Annotated in this window: 20 protein-coding genes; 2 read left to right on the forward strand and 18 right to left on the reverse strand. The window is 35.4% G+C overall.

Going from position 1 to position 21,062, the window contains the following annotated elements:
• Nucleotide 1: 1 nt before the first annotated feature.
• The 3 genes from R8923_RS08495 to R8923_RS08505 are packed head-to-tail and all read right to left on the reverse strand — an operon-like array spanning nt 2 to nt 1,271.
• The gene (locus tag R8923_RS08495; protein WP_485872348.1) at nt 2–634 is read right to left on the reverse strand and encodes a T7SS effector LXG polymorphic toxin; all 633 of its coding nucleotides are present in this window, start codon (nt 632–634) and stop codon (nt 2–4) included.
• Nucleotides 631–984, reverse strand: a complete 354-nt coding sequence (locus tag R8923_RS08500) for a DUF3958 family protein (protein WP_485872349.1) — start codon at nt 982–984, stop codon at nt 631–633. Before R8923_RS08500 ends, R8923_RS08495 begins: the two co-directional genes overlap by 4 nt.
• Nucleotides 981–1,271: a TIGR04197 family type VII secretion effector gene (locus R8923_RS08505; RefSeq protein WP_485872350.1), complete on the reverse strand. Its 291-nt coding sequence runs from the start codon at nt 1,269–1,271 to the stop codon at nt 981–983. The genes R8923_RS08500 and R8923_RS08505 overlap by 4 nt, the downstream gene beginning before the upstream one ends.
• A 441-nt stretch (nt 1,272–1,712) precedes the next feature.
• Here R8923_RS08505 and R8923_RS08510 point away from each other — a divergent pair, with 441 nt between their 5' ends.
• Nucleotides 1,713–3,221 carry an IMP dehydrogenase gene (locus R8923_RS08510; RefSeq protein ID WP_485872351.1) on the forward strand — a complete coding sequence of 503 codons (1,509 nt, stop codon included), beginning with the start codon at nt 1,713–1,715 and terminating at the stop codon, nt 3,219–3,221.
• A 59-nt stretch (nt 3,222–3,280) separates the two neighbouring features.
• Here the strand turns inward: R8923_RS08510 and R8923_RS08515 are convergent, their stop codons facing one another.
• From R8923_RS08515 to R8923_RS08585, 15 genes are all read right to left on the reverse strand, one after another.
• Nucleotides 3,281–4,381, reverse strand: coding sequence for an acyltransferase family protein (locus tag R8923_RS08515; RefSeq protein WP_485872352.1), 1,101 nt, complete (start codon nt 4,379–4,381; stop codon nt 3,281–3,283).
• A gap of 43 nt (nt 4,382–4,424) precedes the next feature.
• Nucleotides 4,425–5,378 carry an NAD-dependent epimerase/dehydratase family protein gene (locus R8923_RS08520; protein ID WP_485872353.1) on the reverse strand — a complete coding sequence of 318 codons (954 nt, stop codon included), beginning with the start codon at nt 5,376–5,378 and terminating at the stop codon, nt 4,425–4,427.
• A gap of 16 nt (nt 5,379–5,394) precedes the next feature.
• The gene (locus tag R8923_RS08525; protein WP_485872354.1) at nt 5,395–5,637 is read right to left on the reverse strand and encodes a helix-turn-helix domain-containing protein; all 243 of its coding nucleotides are present in this window, start codon (nt 5,635–5,637) and stop codon (nt 5,395–5,397) included.
• Nucleotides 5,630–6,847 carry a glycosyltransferase gene (locus R8923_RS08530; protein ID WP_485872355.1) on the reverse strand — a complete coding sequence of 406 codons (1,218 nt, stop codon included), beginning with the start codon at nt 6,845–6,847 and terminating at the stop codon, nt 5,630–5,632. Before R8923_RS08530 ends, R8923_RS08525 begins: the two co-directional genes overlap by 8 nt.
• On the reverse strand, nt 6,837–8,177 hold the full coding sequence (locus R8923_RS08535; protein ID WP_485872356.1) for a nucleotide sugar dehydrogenase: 1,341 nt from the start codon (nt 8,175–8,177) through the stop codon (nt 6,837–6,839). The genes R8923_RS08530 and R8923_RS08535 overlap by 11 nt, the downstream gene beginning before the upstream one ends.
• Before the next feature lies 1 nt (nt 8,178).
• Entirely contained in the window at nt 8,179–8,997 is an 819-nt protein-coding gene (locus tag R8923_RS08540; RefSeq protein ID WP_485872357.1) for a hypothetical protein, read from the reverse strand.
• Between the two features lies 1 nt (nt 8,998).
• Nucleotides 8,999–10,453 (reverse strand): oligosaccharide flippase family protein, encoded by a 1,455-nt coding sequence (locus R8923_RS08545; RefSeq protein WP_485872358.1) that lies wholly within the window; start codon nt 10,451–10,453, stop codon nt 8,999–9,001.
• A 3-nt stretch (nt 10,454–10,456) separates the two neighbouring features.
• A complete protein-coding gene (locus R8923_RS08550) occupies nt 10,457–11,110 on the reverse strand; it encodes a sugar transferase (RefSeq protein WP_485872359.1) in 654 nt (217 codons plus the stop codon).
• Nucleotides 11,111–11,121: 11 nt separating this feature from the next.
• The gene (locus R8923_RS08555) at nt 11,122–11,895 is read right to left on the reverse strand and encodes a glycosyltransferase family 2 protein (protein WP_485872360.1); all 774 of its coding nucleotides are present in this window, start codon (nt 11,893–11,895) and stop codon (nt 11,122–11,124) included.
• On the reverse strand, nt 11,882–12,895 hold the full coding sequence (locus R8923_RS08560; RefSeq protein ID WP_485872361.1) for an O-antigen ligase family protein: 1,014 nt from the start codon (nt 12,893–12,895) through the stop codon (nt 11,882–11,884). The genes R8923_RS08555 and R8923_RS08560 overlap by 14 nt, the downstream gene beginning before the upstream one ends.
• 388 nt (nt 12,896–13,283) lie before the next feature.
• A complete protein-coding gene (locus R8923_RS08565) occupies nt 13,284–14,012 on the reverse strand; it encodes a CpsD/CapB family tyrosine-protein kinase (RefSeq protein ID WP_485872362.1) in 729 nt (242 codons plus the stop codon).
• Nucleotides 14,012–14,680, reverse strand: coding sequence for a YveK family protein (locus R8923_RS08570; RefSeq protein ID WP_485872363.1), 669 nt, complete (start codon nt 14,678–14,680; stop codon nt 14,012–14,014). The genes R8923_RS08565 and R8923_RS08570 overlap by 1 nt, the downstream gene beginning before the upstream one ends.
• Before the next feature lie 4 nt (nt 14,681–14,684).
• Complete coding sequence (locus R8923_RS08575; protein WP_485872364.1) at nt 14,685–15,839, reverse strand: glycosyltransferase family 4 protein; 1,155 nt, start codon at nt 15,837–15,839, stop codon at nt 14,685–14,687.
• 19 nt (nt 15,840–15,858) lie between these two features.
• On the reverse strand, nt 15,859–16,401 hold the full coding sequence (locus R8923_RS08580) for a DUF4352 domain-containing protein (protein ID WP_485872365.1): 543 nt from the start codon (nt 16,399–16,401) through the stop codon (nt 15,859–15,861).
• A 71-nt stretch (nt 16,402–16,472) separates the two neighbouring features.
• Nucleotides 16,473–19,016 (reverse strand): Ig-like domain-containing protein, encoded by a 2,544-nt coding sequence (locus R8923_RS08585; RefSeq protein ID WP_485872366.1) that lies wholly within the window; start codon nt 19,014–19,016, stop codon nt 16,473–16,475.
• Nucleotides 19,017–19,498: 482 nt separating this feature from the next.
• On the opposite strand from R8923_RS08585, the gene R8923_RS08590 reads away from it, so the two are divergent.
• Nucleotides 19,499–20,977 (forward strand): AcpB/EbpR/MafR family transcriptional regulator, encoded by a 1,479-nt coding sequence (locus R8923_RS08590; RefSeq protein WP_485872367.1) that lies wholly within the window; start codon nt 19,499–19,501, stop codon nt 20,975–20,977.
• Nucleotides 20,978–21,062 lie beyond the last annotated feature (85 nt).

Here is a 21,062-nt window from a genome sequence, read left to right on the forward strand (position 1 = left end):
CTTACTTAGCCCATATTAATTTTTCTTGAGATGGAACATCAAACGTCCCAGTGGAACTATTCCAAGCGTTTTTCGATTGGGCAATCCCTTTGTCAATAGCCTGCTTTAAACTCGCAATCTCCGAGAAGATAAGCGGTGAATTTGCATGAAAAGCCATTAGTTTTTGAAGCTTCTCTTCAAGTTCTTTCTTATTGGTTTGATAAGCCTCCACCAATGCATAATTAAGATTTAATTGCGTTCGTTGATCCACTTCAGGCAGTTGAGATTGTATAATTTGTGTTTGAAATGCATTCGCTTGGTCGATTAGCCTATCCGCTTGTCGGATTTGTTCCTCCAGCTCCGCTTGCTTCAAATCCCCATTATCTACTTCACTTTGATAACGCTCTGAAAATTGATGTACAGCTTTTTCTGTGGTCTCGGTTAACAAAATCCCCCCCTGAACCAAAGGGTATAATACAGCACTATAAAATGCTTTTGCTGAGTCATATGCTTTCCCCTTTAATAATGGACTATCTTCTGTAAACTGATTAATCGCTTGTTGAAGAGCTTCATACCCCTTCAAGTGTTGTTGACAAACTTGACTCGTACTTGTCACTTGTGCTTTCGATTTCGACACATACATATCAACGCTCATACTTTATCCTCCCGTTCGTCTAAGCTTGCCTTTCGTTTCTCCCAGGCGACTTCATTCAATCGTTCTCCGAGTTCTCTCTTCTCTTGTAGAAACTTCTCATCAGTCATAGCTAACTGCTCTTGTATCGATTGAGAAAGTGAAAAAACACGTTCTTGCATCTGATTATGCAAAATGGCGCGATCATTTTTACGGTAGCGCCAGCTGACATCTTCTACAAAGCGGAGCCCTTGCTGAAAATGAGTCGTATATGCCTCTTGAAAGCACTGCACAGCTTTCCTTTTTTGTTGATTTTCTTCTTCTTTTCCTAATAATTGATTTTCCTCTCGTTGCCACTCCGTCCACGTTTTCACGAAGCGGAGCCTCCAATCATCGAAAGATTTTCCCCAACCTCCGCATCTTTCGCTGCGAATGCCTCTGCGACACTTTGTAAATTCGCACTTGCCTCTTTTAAAGCACTCGCAATCTGGAAGACTGCCTCTCTTTCTGCTTGAATCGCTTCGTGAGCCTGAGCATTCCCACCAACAGTCGTTTCTTCGTCTTTTGTGACGGTTCCTTGCACCTGAAGAAGTGAAACGGCTTGTTGAAGGGCTGCGGCTTTTTCAGATGCTTGCCCTACATCACTTGCTACAGTGTTCATTCATCATCCCCTCTTTCTTCCTGTCCGATTTTCCCTCAAGTATACAATAGCACAATTTTATCCATTTGTCTTTATTAATAGTAAACTTATTGTCCTTGAAAAATATCACATGTTATGAAGACATTATGGAACATATCTTTGAAAGTTATTCGTGTATATCACTTAAAGATACATATACTAAAATGCTGCCCAGCCGAACTTCCTTAGGCACATTTTCCTTGCAGGGTTTATATGATGTCGATAATTTATAATTAATTTCTTAAACCGCTCGCTCTTAACGGATTCTTGTTGCGCTTCAAAAAGCATTCAAAACAGATTGGCTGTCGCATTAATCACTTAAAAACATTTCATTTTAATTAAATCGTTTTTAGGCGTTGACTTTCCACCCACTTCTTGAAATAATTAAAGTATTTTATAATATCATTTAAAGGAGTGTTCGCATTGGCATTTTATTTTAATGAACCATCTCGTACGTTTAGTGAGTTTTTGCTCGTTCCCGGGTATTCTTCTAAGGAGTGCGTGCCGAAAGAAGTGAGTTTGAAGACTCCAATTGTTAAATTCAAACGTGGGGAAACGTCTGCAATTACGATGAATATTCCGCTCGTTTCTGCTATCATGCAAGCTGTTTCAGATGACAACATGGGGATTGCCCTCGCTAAAGAAGGTGGCGTCTCGTTCATATACGGCTCACAGTCGATTGAAAGCGAAGCTCGGATGGTTTCGCGCGTCAAAAATCATAAAGCGGGCTTTGTTATTAGTGATTCAAATATCCGCCCTGACCAAACTTTGCAGGACGTTTTGGAATTAAAAGAAGCAAGCGGTCATTCCACGATGGCCGTTACAGATGATGGCACCGCACATGGCAAGCTTTTAGGCGTTGTCACAAGCCGCGATTACCGCGTGACTCGTATGGATAAAACGGAGCTCGTGCGCGATTTCATGACGCCGTTTGAAAAACTCATTACGGCAAGCCACACGACGAGTTTGAAAGAAGCAAACAACATCATTTGGGATAACAAGCTGAACGCCCTTCCACTCGTAGACGAAACGAATCACCTCGCCTACTTCGTTTTCCGCAAAGATTATGACTCAAACAAAGAGAACACACTTGAACTTTTGGATGAAAACAAGCGTTATGTTGTCGGTGCGGGGATTAATACGCGTGACTATGAGGAAAGAGTGCCCGCTCTAGTAGAAGCAGGTGCTGACATTTTATGTATCGATTCTTCGGAAGGTTTCTCCGAGTGGCAAAAACTAACACTTGATTTTATCCGCGAAAAATACGGCGATTCTGTAAAAGTGGGTGCTGGAAATGTTGTTGACCGTGACGGCTTCCGATTTCTTGCTGAAGCTGGCGCTGATTTCATTAAAGTTGGCGTGGGCGGGGGCTCCATCTGCATTACGCGCGAACAAAAAGGTATTGGCCGCGGTCAAGCAACCGCAGTAATCGATGTAGCAAAAGCGCGCGATGAATATTTCGAGGAAACGGGCATCTATATCCCAATTTGTTCTGACGGCGGCATCGTTTACGATTATCACATGACGCTTGCACTCGCAATGGGCGCTGACTTCATCATGCTAGGGCGCTACTTCTCTCGCTTTGATGAAAGTCCAACAAACAAAGTCAATTTAAATGGCACTTACATGAAAGAATATTGGGGCGAAGGCGCTAACCGCGCTCGCAACTGGCAACGTTATGACATGGGTGGCGACAAAAAATTGTCCTTTGAAGAAGGCGTTGACTCCTACGTGCCGTATGCCGGCTCGCTAAAAGACAATGTTGCAATCAGCTTGAACAAAGTACGTTCAACCATGTGCAATTGCGGCGCGCTAAACATTCCCGAACTTCAGCAAAAAGCGAAAATCACGCTTGTTTCGGCGACTTCCATCGTAGAAGGCGGCGCCCATGACGTTGTTGTAAAAGACGCAACGAATAATTTGATGCAATAAAAAAAGCGACGCTTACGCAAAATAATCCCCCCAAAAGCTAGACTTTTGGGGGGATTATTTTATACTGCTTTTTCGATAACTTCCTTGCCTGATTTCAAATTATTGCTTAAGTAACGTCCTATTCGAATGGACTGCTTTTCGATAATCTGATAATAAATTGCTGACGCACCTAAAATAAAAGGTATGCTAATAATTTGTATCATCCATATCGAGATGTCGAAATAAGAGAGTATATATATGGCTGGTATAAATACGACACAATGCACTAAGTATAAACTAAACGATATTTTTCCTAGCCATAAAAACGCCTTGTTTTCTAAGAAATTTTGCGCTCTTTCCGTTTGATAACAAAGAAGGAGAATGATAACGCAAGAAATCCCTAGTATGACGTCAGAAATAGCTTGTTTTTGCGCGATTCCTAATAAATTAAATAGACTAACATGTAAATAAAGGACCATCGCTAAGCTAAAAAGAAAGATTTTAACTTTTGCGTTAAAGCTTGCAATATCTTGCCAGTGTAAACTTAGTAGAATACCGGCAATAAAGAATCCTACATTAAATACCGTTGTTCCAATTAATAATTTTGAATTTAATAGCATAAGAAGGGCTAAACCTATAAAAAATGAGGCGAAAAGCAGCATTATTGATATAATAATATGGCTTTTCTTCACTAAAAGATATAACACTGGAAAAATTATTGAAATTCGCAGTTCAATAATTAGCGACCAAATTACAGGATCAATTTTATCCACGTCTTGTCCTGTCATCAATAAATTGGAAATCACTGAATGCACATCATTGTACTGGCTCCCAACCGTATTAAACCACGTTGATAGACCGCTAATACCTTCTGGCTGAAGAACTACAAAAATAGCCTCCGCACACAAAATGATAACAAAAAACGGAATATAAATTCTGCAAAATCGTTTGACTAAATATGAGAAGTAAGTTCTAAATCTCAGCTCATTCATCTTCTCAAAGCTCAAACTTAGCGCTATTCCGCTTAAAACAAAGAACAGAATTACTGCACTCCTTCCAAGCGGCTCGAATAATTCTTTTAAAATTGAATTTGTACTGTAGGTTTCTGCAAAATGTGCTAAGACCACCGTTACTGCCGCTATTCCCCTTAAAGAATCAAGGAAATATATATGTTTCTTCAAAAATTTCTCCTCCATTTTAATTGCTTTAATTATTTCTGCTTCATTAGACTAAAACACTTAATTCAGCATTCAAATATGCTTCTAAGCCTTGCGCAATACTAAACCTAGGAACATACCCTAAGGTTTTAATCTTCGTAATTGCAGCAAACGAATACTTAATATCGCCATTTCGGGCAGGGTAATTTTGTCTTGGGATTTCAACGTGAACTAATTTCTCAAATGCCGTTAAAACCTCATTTAATGTCCACTTTTCGCCAGAAGCAATATTAAACACTTCACCGTTGCTACACTCCGTTTCCCCAAGAAGCCGCAAACCTTGAACAACATCTTTTACGTAAACAAAATCTCTAATTTGTTCCCCATCTCCGTAGATGTTAAAATTTGTTTTCACTCCTTCTTTCAGTTGCATTACTGTATTCGCGATAATAGATAATACACCTGAATACGGTGAACTTGGATTTTGTCTAGGACCATATACGTTGAAGAATCTTGCAACAGAAACATTGAGATTAAATAAATTCCCATAAGAAATGACATATTTTTCCGAACTATATTTATCTATTCCATACGGCGTTAACGGGTCAATTGCCGATGTTTCGGTTTTAGGTAAAGTAGGCTCTGCTCCGTAAACGGCTGCCGATGATGCAAATACAAATTTTTTAATTGGCTCCTCTTGATTTCGGCATGCTTCTAGCAAGAAGATAGTGCTATCAGTATTGACATAATGTGAAGCTACTGGACGATTGACAGTTTCCGCCACACTTGCAATCGCAGCTAGATGATAGACATAGTCAAACGTATATTGTTCAAACAAAGTTTCGATAGTTTGAATATTACATACATCCCCTTGCAAAAAAATGGCTTCATTTGGTAAATTTTCAAGCTTGCCTGTACTTAAATTATCCACTACAACAACTGTATTTTCTTTAACCAACTCTTGAACTAGATGACTTCCAATGAATCCTGCTCCACCCGTTACTAAGATAGTGTTTTTCATACTAACTCCTCCTTAATTAATATTTACGGTCATAGGGACGATATTTTTTTCTGAGTATAACTTGTTTCTCAGCTCTCCCTAAAATTTCATCTCTAAAAAACAATACTGCTCCACCTTTTTTTATCTTTGTAATTTTATTTCTATTTATAAGCGAATAAAAACTTTGTCGAGATATTGCTAATATTTCCATCGCTTCAGCGGTTGATAGGAAATATTGGTTTAAAATATCCATTTGTTCTTTCTGTGATAAATTATCCATTTTCCACCTCATATTTTTTAAATAATTTTTCATTTAACTTGCGAATATCAAATTCAGTTTCAATTTTTTGTCTTGCCTCACTAAGCAGTTCCATTTTTTTCTGCTCATCAAGTTTCATATAGCGAATGATAGCATTTGCAATTTTTCTAGGACTATGTTCAGAAACTAGAAAGCCTGATTTTCTATCTTGAATAAGTTCAGGTATTCCACTATGAAAGGTTGAAATGACCGGTTTACCTTGTGCCATTGCTTCCATTAATGAAACGGGTATCCCCTCCATATCTCCATCAGGTGCGGTAATACTGGGTAAGAGAAAAATATCGCTGTGCTTAAACATCTCTTTGACAGCCTTCTGCTCCTTAAATCCATGGAATCTGACATTTTCCATAACATCTAATTTTTCCGCTAATTCTTTTAGCACAAATCGTTCATCACCGTCTCCTACAATATCCAGTACAACATCCTTGCCTTTTTCTTTTAAAATTTTTACTGTTTGAATGGCATCGGCTATACCTTTTTTAGGCGCAAGGCGAGCGACAATCAATAAACGAACATCCGAATAAACGTTCACTTCTGGGAAAAATTCAAACATTTTAGTATCAATCCCCATATGATGAACTTGAACTTTTTCTCTATCCGCTCCTAATGCAATTAGCTGTTGCCGCCAGTAATTACTTATTGGTAATAATTTTGTGTTTGTTTTAAATAAGAATTTATAATAACTTTCACCTTTTTGTTTTATTGTACGAGTTAAGTCGTAGCCGTGGAAAAAGGTCACCAGCTCTCCTTTTAAAAAGCCACAGTCTTGCAATATACTCGCAATAAGCCCGACATTTCCATAATGCGAAACAATTAAATCGGCTGATTGCTGAACTTTTTGCATACATATGGCGGGCGTCAAAGTCCAAACAATTTTACCGTATTTCCTTCGATTTAAACTTTTTAAAACAAGGATTGGTCTAGTAAACACTCCTTTTAAAGTTAGTTTAAACCTTTCTTTTTTAGAGCTTGGGATATTCAAATACGTCACTTTTTCTAGTAAATTATAATTTTTGACATCTGCATGTACTTTTTCTAAATTCCCCTTGTTCAAGGCTAAAATTTGCACCTCACAACCTAAATCGATTGCCCCAGTGATTTGATTTAAAATAAAGGTTTCTGATAGTGTTGGGAATTCAGTCACGAAAAATAAAACTTTTTTATTTTTCATAGGCTAAATACATTCTTTCTTCCATTTTTCCATATGAAACTTTTTTGCTTTTGAACTCGTCCTTTAATAGATTTTTTGTATCTAAGATTAGTTGACTATTTTGTCCAATCGCTTTCATATCAAAAACTTTATGCCCTGTTAATAAGACTACCAAATCGTATTGATTAAAAGCGCTGTAGTCTAGGTCAATGGAATGCTTAATTTCTCCATTTCCAACTCTAAAAGCGGGTGCTTTCGGATCACAAAAATCGACTTTGGCGCCTTGTTTTTTTAGCTCCTCGTAAATGTGTAATCCTGGAGATTCTCGCAAATCATTACTATCTTCCTTATAGGCCATACCAACAAGTAATATACGCGAGCCATTAATTGCTTTTTGGTGTTTATTTAAAGCAACGGCCGCATGTTCTACCATTTTTTCTGGCATTAAATGGTTAGTCTCATGTGCTAATTCGATAAAACGGCTATAGAAATTTTTTGATTTAGCTTTCCAAGATAAATACATTGGATCAAGCGGAATACAGTGCCCTCCAATACCAGGTCCTGGAGTAAATTTCATGAAACCAAACGGCTTACTGCTTGCTGCCTCAATTGTTTCCCAAATATCTATATCCATTTTTTCAGCTAAAAGTGCCATTTCATTAATAAAAGCAATGTTGATGCTTCGGAAAGTATTTTCAAGTAGCTTGCTCATCTCTGCAACTTCTGCTGAATTAACGGGAACGACTGTCTCGATAACTTGACTATATAAAATTTCTGCAAGCTCTTTTGAGTATTCATCCACTCCTCCGACTACTTTCGGTGTATTTAATGTGTCATATCTTTTATTCCCTGGATCAACACGTTCAGGGGAATAACTAGCAAAGAAGTCTTTTCCCAAAGTAAAGCCATTGTCTACCATTGTTTTACAAATGAATTCTCGTGTCGTTCCAGGATACGTTGTACTTTCAAGTGATACTAAAACACCTTTTTTAGCATGTGTTTTGATAATTTCCATGGCATTCACAATGTAACTCATATCCGGCTCCATTGTTTCAGTTAATGGTGTAGGAACACAAATGATAATAGCATCCGCGGCACCAATTGCCCTTGCATCATTTGTCACATTGAAATTACTCGCCAACTCTTTTCTAAGCATATCGTCACCAATATCTGCAATATCTGACTCACCTTTTTGCAAAATATTAATTTTGTTTTCACTTATATCAAACCCAATTGTTTGGAAACCCTTCTTAGAAAAAGCAATTGCAAGTGGTAATCCCACATAACCAAGTCCCACAATGGCTATTTTCGCGTCTTTATTTAAAAATTTTTCTTTTAAAATGGATAACATATTATTTTAGTTCCTTTCCCATTAAATGAATTAAAGCGTTTGTTACTCTCTTTTGCCCTTTCGTATTAGCATGATACACCGAATCATATACTTCTTCTTTTTCTAAACGAAATAACTCAAAATTAAATCCTGCTGGTACATACTCTTTAAATTCTGTATATAAATCCTCTAAATAACTCTTATTAACTTTATTAGCAAAAAATGCTGGTGGCAAAACCGTCACACTCACTTTCTTTTTTTCCATTCTTTCAATAAACTTTAAAATTTCTTCTATAGCAGGCGTTCTTGTGTAAGCGTTTGGAAAAGGAACTTGCTTTTTCTTCTCCGGCTCGCAAATTTGTGAATCTAACTCCAGATAGCATCCAGTTTTACCGAATTTTGCTTGTTTTCGGCGAGCCATCTTTTCAGGGCTTGCGGAACTATATGCATGTTTTAAAGATAGTAGAAACAATTTCCATTTCTGCTTATATCTTTTACGCCTTCCAAATAGTTGTTTTTTTAGGAACATGTCAATGCCGAAACCAAAAACATAATAAGGTGGATTTGTATATTGGTTAAATTCAAGTGGTAAAATGACTTTATCTCCTTCATTTAAATGTTTTTCAATATACTCAGCTAAATATGAAAATCCTAGTCCAACATTAACGCCAAAATTAATAACTTTCTTCCCATACACTTCAGTAATCTCATCTGTATTGAAGCTATATAAAACGCTGCTTCCACCTGCTATAACTATCTTTTCTCCAGATATTTCTTGCAACATCTCTTCTTTCTTATTTAAAAGATCGAGCATATTTTGGATGCTATTAAAATTAAACATATTAGGACTCCTTTCTTTTGTATCGGCGCACGCCTTTCCTTGCAATAATAATTTGCTTTACCTTCTCAACAAAGAAATCTTTTTTCAAAATTAAACATGTACCATAAACTGCTACACCTATCGCGACTTGTAAAACCATTCGGTACATCGATCCTATTGGGACATACAAAACGGCTATCTCTCCTAAAAATGCGACTCCGCTAGCCCATACATATGGCATTATTTTCTTTACAAGCTGTTTTATGTTAAAAAAGGATTTGGCGAAGTAAGCTTGTACGTCACATAACACCATTGTAAAGATAAGATAAGCGATAGAAGTTCCTATGCTTTTCAAGTGAGTAATTAAAATCAAATTAGCGATAAAGCTACATAAAGCCGCTATAAGAACAGAACTTGTATAGGCTTTATTTTTCCCCGAAGTAATAAGCACTTGAATTCCAAAAATTCCCGCCAAGCCAGAGAAAAACAAACTTGGAGCTAGTATTTGCAAATTAAGGACCGAAGCCTGAAAATCTTGACCTAAAAACCAAGGAATAAACGTTGGAGCTATCGCAATTAATCCCGTTACAATGGGCAAAGTGCTAAATGATACATATTGAACAGAAAAATAAAATGACTTTTCAAAGCTTTCTTTGCTTCTAGCATTGTATTGCTTAACCATTCGTGGGCTCATTACAGTTGAAAGAGCAGTCACAAAGACAACGAATAATGTAATCAGCTTGAATGCTTGATTGTAAAATCCTACATCCACTTCAGCTGCAACGTTACCTAAAATTACTTTATTTAACGCTGTAGGAATGAGTGTTAGGATTGGAACAACCGCAAAAATCAATATTGGAAAAACATGTTTTTTGACTAATTGAAAGCTAATACTAAATCCTCTTAATTGTTTTAAAAGTGGGATCCACGTGACTAATTGTCCCAGCAATAAAGAAAGAGCATTGATAAGAATATAAATTGATAAGTCATCTGGAGATTTCACTAACATAAAAATCCCTATGATGGATACAATCCTAACAACCATATTACGAATCATAATATTTTTCATATTTTCTTGACCCGTAAAAAACCATGTAACATCTAAGACATATGCCAAAATTGTTAAACTGTTTATCAAAAATAACTGTGTATAGTTTGTACTCGAAAACGTAAAAATGAGATACATAGCTAACACAAATGTTGAAAACGCAAATTGTATTGTGTATAAGCTGGAAAATTCTGTTTTCAAATTATTCTTATCCGCAACGGCCGCAATTTCTTTCCTCCCATAATCACCAATTCCTAGTGAAGCAAAGGCAATAAAAAGTTGAACCACCGAGCCTACATATGCTTCTATACCAATATTTTCCGGTTGCAGTACTCGAATAACATATGGCATGGTAAATATGGGTGTTATAATGAGTAAGATTTGATAAAGCAAAACAAAAATATAATTAATGGTTATTTTTTTATTCATTTTTTATACTGCGTCCTTACCAATTAAAACCTGTTTTACAGTTAGAAAAATAATCAATATGTCTAGCTTCATACCAAATTTTTCTACGTAATAATAATCTAACTCCATTTTTTGACCATGATTCATATTGCTTCGTCCATTAACTTGAGCCCATCCGGTTATTCCCGGCTGTACCGCCAACCTTCTCTTTTGACCATGAGAATAACACTTCGTTATATCTAATATTTCTGGTCTTGGTCCTACTATGCTCATTTCACCTATTAGGACATTCCAAAGTTGCGGAAGCTCATCTAAACTAAATTTACGGATAAAAGCACCTATTTTAGAAACATTAGGTTGTTCTCCTGAGAGAGACTTAAAAACAAAATCATCTGGAACTCCGTTTTCCCAATCATAAATCGTGTTTTTCCTAGGGCTAGCCACCGGGTTGCTGCGCATTGAGCGGAATTTATAAATTTGAAATGGTTGCTCAAATTTACCTGCTCGCGTTTGAGTAAAGATTATCTTCTCTTTAGGTGAATCAAATTTCACAAGTATGGCAGTAAAGAGGAAAAATGGTGATAAGACTATAATCCCGATAAGTGATAAGCATATATCCAAAATTCTTTTTTCTTTTTGTTTTAAACTACTTAAGTGCTCAACTGTTTTGTAAGCCATGAAATCCCTTCCTATCTTATTGTTTTTACTGATCCTCCCGTACGCAAATGCTTAAAGAAACCATTCCATACGTAGCAAGGAAAATAAACTAATGATTGTAAAAAAGATAATTTTTGATTTTCTCTATAGACTAACCAAATCTGTTTAGCCATGTGTAATTTATTGTTTGACAGAGAAGACGTGTTACCTTTCCGATAATAAGCAAGCGTTTCTGTAAGACCTGCTGCTTTATGACCTGCTCTTAGAATAGATAGCCATGTTGCAGTATCTTCTGCCCCACCTAAATCTGGCATCTCTATTTCCCCAGTTTTTTCTATGTCAATTACAACCGTAAGACAACCAATAATCGTATTTTTAAGGAGCTGTTTATAAGAAATAACTTCCGGAACATCTACACGTCCTGTTATCTTCTCACCGGCAGCATCCATCACTTCGTAAGCTGTATAGCATAGAACTAATTCCCGCTCTTCCATAAATTGAATTTGTTTCTTTAACTTATCTACTTTCCAAAAATCATCACTGTCTAAGAAAGCGACATATTTTCCTAAAGCCTGTTTAAGCCCGTAGTTTCTCGCACCCGCTACACCAACATTTTCTTTCAGCTCAATTATCTTCACTCGTTCATCTTGATAACCCTTCACAAGTTGAACTGTAGAGTCTTGCGAGCAATCATCGATTACTAATAACTCAAAATTTTGATAGGTTTGAAGCAAGACGCTATTTATAGAAGATTCAATATATTTTTCAGCATTGTGAGCTGGCATAATAATACTAACTAGTTCCAAAACCCGATTCTCCTTTATTAAAGTAATAAATATTCAGCATGCTTATAGCGAGACCGATTCCTAAACTTAAATGGCGCTTATCAATTGAATTACTCAGACCAATACTTGCCGAAAAGAAACTCATCAGAACTAGCAAGACAATAATACCTACTAGATTGAAGCCATTTTTCAAAGTATATTTTATGCCATAGAAAAGGATGAGCATAAAAAATATAAGTAATGGAATAAATGTGAGCAATCCACCATTTGCTAAAGCCTCTAACCAATAGTTATGTGCTGAAAAATAATTATCTTCCCATCGTTCATAACCATACATGTAATAGTCTAGTTTTACTGGTAAAATCCCTGCGCCCATTCCATTAAAATTTGATTCTTTTATCAACTTCCAAGATAATTTATACATTTCCATACGGTCGCTTGTCGATCCACCTTTTTCATTAAAAGCTTTTGAAACGATAGATATAATCTTATTAATAAAGTCCGAACGAGAGAATGTAAGCAACAGCATTCCAGCCATTATGCCAACATACATGCTGACTAACGACCAAACTTTCGACCATGAAAGCAAGAAAACAAATAGCTCAATTAAGATAATTACCATTGAAAGCCGTGAATACGTCATAATTACGAGGTATAATGCTAGCGATGACACTACAACAATTGATGTAACCCGTAACCAGACTAACTTAATTCGCGTGAGTGTAAAAATGACGAATGGTAACAGTATGGTAATTTCGGATGCAAAATCATTTGTATTTAGCAAAAAACCCGTGGGCTGAAATTGGCTTGTTGTTGTTTCATAATAATAACTTCCAGAACGCGATAAATGCATTCCTGTTAACACTTCAAAAATTCCTAATCCTAAAATACCGATATAAGCAATGGTCATTAGCTTACTAAAAAGCTGGAATCTTTTAATATCATTAATGTAGTATACACAGAGAAAAATGACGTATAACCATTCAAACGTAAAATATAAGTAACGGATACTTAAACTCATATTTGGTGTCCAAAATAGAGTTATTGTCATACCTGAAAGAAATAATATAAAGGTTATAAAAAACCATCTTACATGCTTTAATCGTTGCCAGTCCTTTTTCTGTGTTACACAAAACAAGAAAAAATGTACTGGGATTAAAAGCCGAAACAAGAAAATGTTCTCGCTACCTGGAATTCCTAAATAAGAGCCAAAAAAACCAGCAAATAATATAACAAAACTTAGTACGTTCGTCACTTTGGTATAATTAATCTTGAAAACAATAGGAATAACAAGTAAAAATAAAAGCGAAACTAAATAACCGTAAGGTATGAAAACGCAAATTTCTAAAATAACAACCGCTGCAATAATAAACAGCAAAAGCTTTAAATGAAATTTATTTTTCCATAAATTAGTAATAAGCATAAGTGCTCTTATCTTTCTTATTATATTGGTGACCGTTTAATATCGCTCCAATTAGTGGCGTTCCTGAACTATCAACGTATGCTTTAATTTCTTCAATTTCGCCAATTTTCGTTATACCTTCTCGCACTACGAATACAACACCATCACAGATAGAAGCAATAATCCGACCATCAGCTAAAACGCGAATTGGGGGCGTATCAATTAATATGATGTCATACATATCATCAAGCTTTTCCAGTAAGCCTTTAAAACTTTCCGAACTTATAATTTCAAGTGGATTAGGCGGTAAAGGGCCTGTTGGCATAAAATGGAAATCATCTTCAAGTTCAAAAATACTTTGACTTAATAAATCCGGATTTTGCATAACGGTCATAAGCCCGTTATTTCTGTCATAGGATAGTTGACGTGTCAGACGCGGTCTGTGCAAATCCATATCCATTAACAGCACCTTTTTTCCTTGCCTCGCAATTTCTTGAGCGATGTTACTTATACAAAATGTTTTTCCTTCACCTTTATTAGCGGAGGTAAACATTATTCGTTTATGCTTTTTTTGGGCTAAAAACGAGAGTTGTAAACTTACTTGAATAGCCCGAATCTTTTCGGCCTCAAAGTTCTTCTCTCCTCGTTTATATAGCAATAACTTCTCTTTTGGTTTAAAAACGCTTGGTTTTTCTTTTGGATGTATAGGATGTAGTTTAATTTTTTGATTGAACACTAATTATCTATCCCTTCTATATACGGTATGTCTCCAAGGAAAGTTATTTCTAAATCCGTCAAAGCTTCTTTATGGCGGATAACACTGTCATAACTAATTTGAAGTAAAACAATAACAACGGCCAAGCCTAGACCAAGTCCAGCTGCCAAAATGTATTTAGTGACGTTAGTTACTGTTTGTGCCGTATCAGCTTTTTCTAAGATGATAATATTTGTTCCATTAAAAAGCTTAGGAAAATCTTTCTGTGCGACTTCGGCTATACCATTTGCAATTTTTTGTGCAACTTTTGGATTCCCATCAGTAACACTAATTGTGTAAACTAATGAATTTGTGTTACTTTTAATTGTAATTTTATCTGCTAATTCAGCAGTGGACATATCCCAATTATTCATCTTAATGACTTCTTGCAATGTTCGACTACTCGCAATTGTTGTGCTATACGTATCAGCTAACTGAATAGAGGATCGTACATTATCTGACGTTTGAGACGCATTTTCAGTATTTGCCGGTGTAGCCAACAATTGGGTTGATGTTGAATAAGTTGGCTTCACTAAAAAATGTGTAGTTAAAAATGTTAAAGTAACTAAAACTAGGGGGATGATAATAAACCAGAACCACAATTTTTTTAAACTGTCGAAGAACTGATTAATCGATTTTACATGCATCATTTTCTTAATTCTCCATCTCTTTATACTGATAAATATTTATCAGCAATTTTTTTGCTTCCATCTCCCAGTTATAGTTCATCTCATATGCACGACGGCCATTTATGCCTTCTTGCAAATATTTCTCTCTATTTTCAGCACGTTTTTCTACAATCTTCAATTGGTTTTCAATATTAAACGGGGAACACGTTTCTCCGCATTGATGTTTTTCTATAAAACTTTCCCAATCTGGCAAATTCGTCGCCAAAATAGGTAAAGAGGCTGCCATATATTCATATAATTTTGTTGCCATTGAATTTCTATGATTTGGAATGTCATGTAATAGACACAGGCCTAAATCAGCCGTACTGTAAGCTTCCCAAATTTCTGGATATGGAACTCGCCCATACAATATTACTACTTTTTCTAAATCGTAATTTTTCAAATATTCTTTAATTTCGGTCTGTAGACTTTTAGTTATCGGACCTAATAAATCTAAACGATACTTACCAGGAGATTCATTTTCCAATGCATTCATAAGCTTTAACATCTCCCAAACCCCACGTTCAGCAGTAATACTGCCTACATATATTAACGTGAAAGGCTCAATGTCACTCTTTTTTTCTATTTGCTCAACAAAAACCGGAAAGTTATAAACAGAAGTGACTTTTTTATCGTCCAGATGAGCATAGTCATCACGATAAGATGCTTCAGCCAAAATGATATAATCACAATAGTCCATGGTATATTTTTCCATTCTTAAAACTATCTTCTTCAAAGGTTTTCTCAAAAAACTAGGTATCCAGCTTTTTGTTTCAATATCTTTAGGGAAGTTTTCATGCATATCATAAATGAACTTTGAGCCCCTAGGTTTAACTTTCTTTAGCCTTGGAAAAAGTATGAGCAGTTCAGGATCATGGATGTGATAATATTTAGCATCAGATTGCTTTGCTGCTTTATACAGCTTACGCCATCTAAAAATACGTGATAACTTTGATTTACTCTCTGGCAAAACATGAATATTAATCCCTGGATAGGTTTGTAAAGGCATTCCATTATCAATTGCGAAGAAATCAACTTCAAAACCAGCTTTCGCTAAAGATAGTGCTTCTTTATAAAAAATACGCGTATCATTCCAAACATGAACCGAACTGAACAACATTACTTTGTTTTCTTTAACCATTCATTTTTCCCTTCCCTTTTTACTTAGAAACTGAACCCAACTTCCATTCAATTTTTACATTATTTTCGTTGTTGATTGGACTATATACTAGTGTATAGTTGTCTGTTTGGTTTTCAGGGATTGCAAAATATGCATTACCAGTTAACTCTTTACCAGCTTCAATCATTTCACCAAAGCTATCGTGGTATCCGTAAGTTTTGATTTTATCGCCACTTTTAGTTTGTAGGTAGAAATCTCCAGCACCAACGCCAAAGCTCATGCTTGTTTTATTTTTGATATTCATTTCGATAACTGTTAACTTTTTACCTTTTTCATTAAAAGTGTCATCTTGTTTGTAAGCAAATGTCTTCGGTGTCATTTCAATATCTTGCATGATTTTTGTTTTATTTAACTCTGAAGTGCTTTTTTCTGTAGTCTTTTTGCTTGTAGAAGTTGTTTTTGCATCAGACGTTTTGCTATTTGATACATCACTGCTATTGTTAGTAGAACTGCATCCTACTACAGTAATTGCTAGCATCGCTACTATCATCGTTGTAAATAAAGATTTTAAAAATTTTTTCATGTTTTTCTTCCTCACTTATTAAAAATATCCTCCCTTCTTCTTTTAAAAAGAAGAAGGGATTCTATTAAAAATTATTTTGTTTCTTTAACTGTTGCACGGTCTAATTCTTTACCGTTTGAAGTTTGACCAGATACTTCAAGTTTACGACCTGTATAATCCGCTGCGTATACTTTGTAAGTACCATTTTGCAAATCAACTTGGCCATTACGTGTTTCTTTACCATCTACGAACAATACTACTTTTTGGATTCCGCCATCAAACGTACCAATAACACAGCCTTCATTTGAAGTTGCTACAAAATCTTTAGCAGTAATAGTCGATTTTTGTATAATATTAACTTTTTGTTTATACTCAACGCCACCAACTGTAGTCATAACATATACTTCTTGATCAACACTGTTCACTAAATCTTGTGCCCAGATTTCAAAAGTTTTGTTTGTAGTATTTACTTGACCATTTCTACGTTGCCCATCAACAAGAAGTTCAATCTTCGTTACACCAGTACCTTCGTAGCTACCACTTACTACGCCATCACCAATTGTGTAATCAAGTGGTTTTAATACTACTTCTTCACCTAAAACTTTACTTGTTGCTTCACTTGTAGTCCAGTTTTCATCTTTAGCAACAATTGTAAATGGATTACCAATAACATTCATGTTTTTATTGTCATTTACATAAATTTCATATGTGCCATCTGCTTTTACTGGAACTTGTTTGATGAATTGACCATCTTTGTCGTATGCAATTACATATTGTGCGCCTACAGCAGTACCAGTTACAGTACCTGTTCCAACGTAGTAAGGATCAATTGTTGGTTTTGCAAGGTTTTTACGTTCTCTTACTGTATCACGATTAGAGCCTTTTCCGCCGTGTCCATCAGATGCTTCAACAGTGAAGTAGTTACCCACTGTATGCATTAATTCGTTGTCATTAACGTATACTGAATATGTTCCATCTTCATTAACTGGAACTTCACGGATTTTCTTACCTTCATGGTCATATACAGTAATGGTAGTTGCACCTTTTGGAGCTGTACCTTTTACATAACCAGCGTTTACAAGATAAGGATTAATTGTTGGCGCACCAAGTTTTCTTGGTAATACAACAGAGTTTTCAGAGCTTTCACTTGAACCTGCTTTTGCTACAACAGTAAATACGTTTCCTACATTGTGCATTTTGTCGCTGTTGTTTACATATGCACTATATGTGCCGTCTTCGTTAACTGGTACTTTGTTAATTGGATTTCCTGAAGCATCTGCATTATCATAAATCCAAATTTCTGTTGCGCCTTCTGGGGCTGTTCCAGTAACAAATCCATCATTTACAATATAATCATCAATAGTTGGTTTATCTAAGTTAACTACTTCCTCAGTAACAATTGTAGTATCACTTGATGATTGATCTCCTAAAGTTGCTACTGCTTCTACTACTGTCCCTACTTCTTGTGTAGGAATATCAATGCTGAAATTACCATTGTTATCAACTTTTCCAGAACCAATAGTTTGACCATTTACTTTGATTTCAATGTTTGCATTTGGTTCAGCTGTACCAGTTGCTTTTGTAGAAGTAGTTGTCAAGTCATTAAGCGTTGTTTGAATCATATCTCCTTCACCAGCACCTGGGCGGTTTTCCCAAGAAATTGTTTTGCTCTTAATTGGAAGTAAAGAACCACCACTTAAAAGACTCGAAGATAATCTGTCTTTCTTAGTTTCATAACCTTTAACTAGGAATTTATATTTGTTTTTCTTTTCAATTTGTTTCCCAGTATCTTGTTGCCATTTTTGAATATCAAATCTAATATCTAGTGTATTCCATAGCGCAGAGAAAGTTCCATCATAGTTTGCAGTACGATAGATTAACGTTTTGCTATCTTTATTGTAAACAATCGCATCATCATATTCCTTGTCTTTCCACGAGTTTAAATATGTGTAATGCTTTTGCGTATTGTGTTTTACTTCTTTAAGTTGTCCACTTTCAATAATATAGTAGTTTACATTTTGTGTTGAATATCTTTCGCGGTTCCAAAGTAACCAACCTTCATCAATCGTTGTTGTTCTTGAAATTGAGCTCATTTGTGGGCTATCAGAACCTTCTGTGCCATCATAAGCAATATAGTCATACCAGTTCTCAGTATCAAAGAATTCGTAGAAAGCTGGATCTAGAGTGATCTCATTGTGCATTCTAATACGTTCAGTAGCTAATGAATCTGAAAAACCAGTCCATGCAGCTGTGTGTAGGTTTAAATAGTTACCATTTAAACTAGTTTTCCCGATGTTTCTCGCACCATCAAAACTTGCTGCATAGTAAAGACTTGCTGCACGAGTTGATGCATTGTTTTCATCTTCTTCTGTTGCTTCTTCGTTTTTGATAGCTTGGCTTTTATCGTTTGACTCAGTAGCTGCTGCTTCTTTGTCATCTGTTGTTACTTCATTCTCACTAGTAGTCCCTTCAGAGACTTGAATATCATCGTTTGTTGTAGTTGCTTCGTTACCAGCTGTTGCTTGAATGTTTTCATTTAAAGCTTCCTCTGCACTTGCAGCTAATGGTAAAGCTGTTGTAATAACTTGACCTGCAACTAAGAGGATTGCGGTCCCTTTAATTAAACCTTTTTTCATTAATTCTTCTCCTTTGAATGTAAGTTTTTTATTAGTAATTATTTTCAAAATGATTTCAAAATCATTCATCCAATTAACTCCCAAGATGCATAATCTTGAAATTGTATAATCTAGATACAATAATTACCCAATCTTTCTTTTTGAAAACTCTAGGGGGTAAACTTATTTCTTGAGTCAATAAAATGACTTAGTGCTTGAGTTTCCATTTGCTGCAGCAATAACCAATTGGCGACTCAACGTTTATTAGTATAATTCGAAACATACGCTTTAAAAAATCAAAAAGCCAAATATTAAAATTAACTTTTTGCGCGAAAAAAATTATTATAGCTTTTAAATCGAATTTTGAGCTTTCCTATTACCACAAAAAAAAAAAGCAAAACAAACAAAAATGCGTTTTTTATTTCTCGAATTTTGTTTTTCCCCACTTACTCACTATGTTTTAATACAGGATACAGTTAACATTTCACAAGGGGGAATATAACATGCTGATCGGATTAGATTTATTTGACTCGAATATTGAGCTTGAATGGAACCTACTAGAAACACTTAGAAAGGAAGACCGGTGGTTTACTACAGAAGAACTTGCTGCCAAGCTAGAAAAAACGCCTGCTTTAATACTTAAAACCATTTCTCTTTTGAAAGATAACCTTGAAGACTTTAACAATGCTTACATACAACTTCATATATCAAAAGGAAGAGGGATATACCTTGAGATACAAGAGAACAACATAGATTTCGGACTCTTTCTAATCCACCTAACTTCGAACACAACAATATACAAGCTGTTTTATAGTATTTTTACTGAGACCTTTATTTCAACCAAAAAATTTGCCTATGAGAATTTCCTAAGCGAAACAACCGTCAGAAGACAAATAACAAAAATGCGTGAAGCTATCAAACCATACCAACTCTCTTTTACACGGAGCGAAGTCCATGTAGTTGGCAATGAGATTCAAATTCGTTTTTTTATGAATATGGCGTTTTGGAGACTATTCGCAGGAAAAGTATGGCCGTTCTCACAAGTCGATGAGAAACATTTACAATATGTAGTAACTAAACTTTTAAAAAAAATAAACCTCGAATTAAGCATTGTACAAAAACAGCAAATCATCTATTTCCTTGCTGTTGGTACCATACGACGACGCAATGGGCACTTTATTCCTTTCAATTCTAGTTGGGAGGAACTTTTAATGAATAATAGTAGTTATTCGATTTTTAAAAAGCACATTTCAGAATTCACACCAACTATTAAATTACATGATGGGGAGATTTCATTCCTTTACTTTTTAATTATTATTCAAAGCAAGACGCCTCAAATCACACCTTTGTTACTATCAAATTATAGAACTAACCATGTAAATAACACCCGATTATTTCAAGCAAATAAACTTTTTATTGAGAAATTCGAAGCTGAAATTTCCCCTATACCTGCTGCTAAAAAGCGATTATTTGCGCTAACATCGTTTTCTGATCATCTATTCGCAAGTCTTACAACAAATTTTTCAACTGGAATTAGCGGCTCTAAGTTTTTGCCTTTTACGCAAAATAAATTAGTTAATTTAAAAAGCAAAATTAATCATCTCCTCGACACACTATACGAAGAAAGTCATGACCCTATTTTTCTCGAAAAAAAATATTTAGCGCCTAAATATGCTCTGCTTTTAAATTTATTTTCATCCCTACATATTTTTGAACGCGAAATTAAAGTGCGAATCGAGACTGATATGTCATATATTATGAATAAGAATATTGCCCGCGAACTAAAAGCAGCATTTATGAATAAATTTAATTTACGTTTCATTGAAATTGATAGCGAAGAAGAAGTTGATTTGATTTTAACGAATATTCCACTTGAAAGATTGATGAACCATCATGCTCATTCGAAAATTGTTTCCATCCATCGTGAATTAGCACCACGAGATTTAAATTTAATCAATTCCGCTTTAGAAAAACTGAACTAAAATCAAAAAAACAACTCCTATAACTGCTTTTTTGACAATTCCTTACCATCTCGCTGTTTTATAATGAATTCTGGAAGATTATTAT

Source organism: Listeria tempestatis (assembly GCF_963575625.1).
Taxonomy (GTDB): Bacteria; Bacillota; Bacilli; order Lactobacillales; family Listeriaceae; genus Listeria; species Listeria tempestatis.

What these genes read in the sequence shown, in the direction of transcription:
- R8923_RS08495 (WP_485872348.1), bottom strand. Translation starts at nt 634, where the DNA reads ATGAGCGTTGATATGTATGTGTCGAAATCGAAAGCACAAGTGACAAGT.
- R8923_RS08505 (WP_485872350.1), bottom strand. Translation starts at nt 1,271, where the DNA reads ATGAACACTGTAGCAAGTGATGTAGGGCAAGCATCTGAAAAAGCCGCA.
- R8923_RS08520 (WP_485872353.1), bottom strand. Translation starts at nt 5,378, where the DNA reads ATGAAAAACACTATCTTAGTAACGGGTGGAGCAGGATTCATTGGAAGT.
- R8923_RS08525 (WP_485872354.1), bottom strand. Translation starts at nt 5,637, where the DNA reads ATGGATAATTTATCACAGAAAGAACAAATGGATATTTTAAACCAATAT.
- R8923_RS08530 (WP_485872355.1), bottom strand. Translation starts at nt 6,847, where the DNA reads ATGAAAAATAAAAAAGTTTTATTTTTCGTGACTGAATTCCCAACACTA.
- R8923_RS08535 (WP_485872356.1), bottom strand. Translation starts at nt 8,177, where the DNA reads ATGTTATCCATTTTAAAAGAAAAATTTTTAAATAAAGACGCGAAAATA.
- R8923_RS08540 (WP_485872357.1), bottom strand. Translation starts at nt 8,997, where the DNA reads ATGTTTAATTTTAATAGCATCCAAAATATGCTCGATCTTTTAAATAAG.
- R8923_RS08545 (WP_485872358.1), bottom strand. Translation starts at nt 10,453, where the DNA reads ATGAATAAAAAAATAACCATTAATTATATTTTTGTTTTGCTTTATCAA.
- R8923_RS08550 (WP_485872359.1), bottom strand. Translation starts at nt 11,110, where the DNA reads ATGGCTTACAAAACAGTTGAGCACTTAAGTAGTTTAAAACAAAAAGAA.
- R8923_RS08560 (WP_485872361.1), bottom strand. Translation starts at nt 12,895, where the DNA reads ATGAGTTTAAGTATCCGTTACTTATATTTTACGTTTGAATGGTTATAC.
- R8923_RS08570 (WP_485872363.1), bottom strand. Translation starts at nt 14,680, where the DNA reads ATGATGCATGTAAAATCGATTAATCAGTTCTTCGACAGTTTAAAAAAA.
- R8923_RS08575 (WP_485872364.1), bottom strand. Translation starts at nt 15,839, where the DNA reads ATGGTTAAAGAAAACAAAGTAATGTTGTTCAGTTCGGTTCATGTTTGG.
- R8923_RS08580 (WP_485872365.1), bottom strand. Translation starts at nt 16,401, where the DNA reads ATGAAAAAATTTTTAAAATCTTTATTTACAACGATGATAGTAGCGATG.
- R8923_RS08585 (WP_485872366.1), bottom strand. Translation starts at nt 19,016, where the DNA reads ATGAAAAAAGGTTTAATTAAAGGGACCGCAATCCTCTTAGTTGCAGGT.
- R8923_RS08590 (WP_485872367.1), top strand. Translation starts at nt 19,499, where the DNA reads ATGCTGATCGGATTAGATTTATTTGACTCGAATATTGAGCTTGAATGG.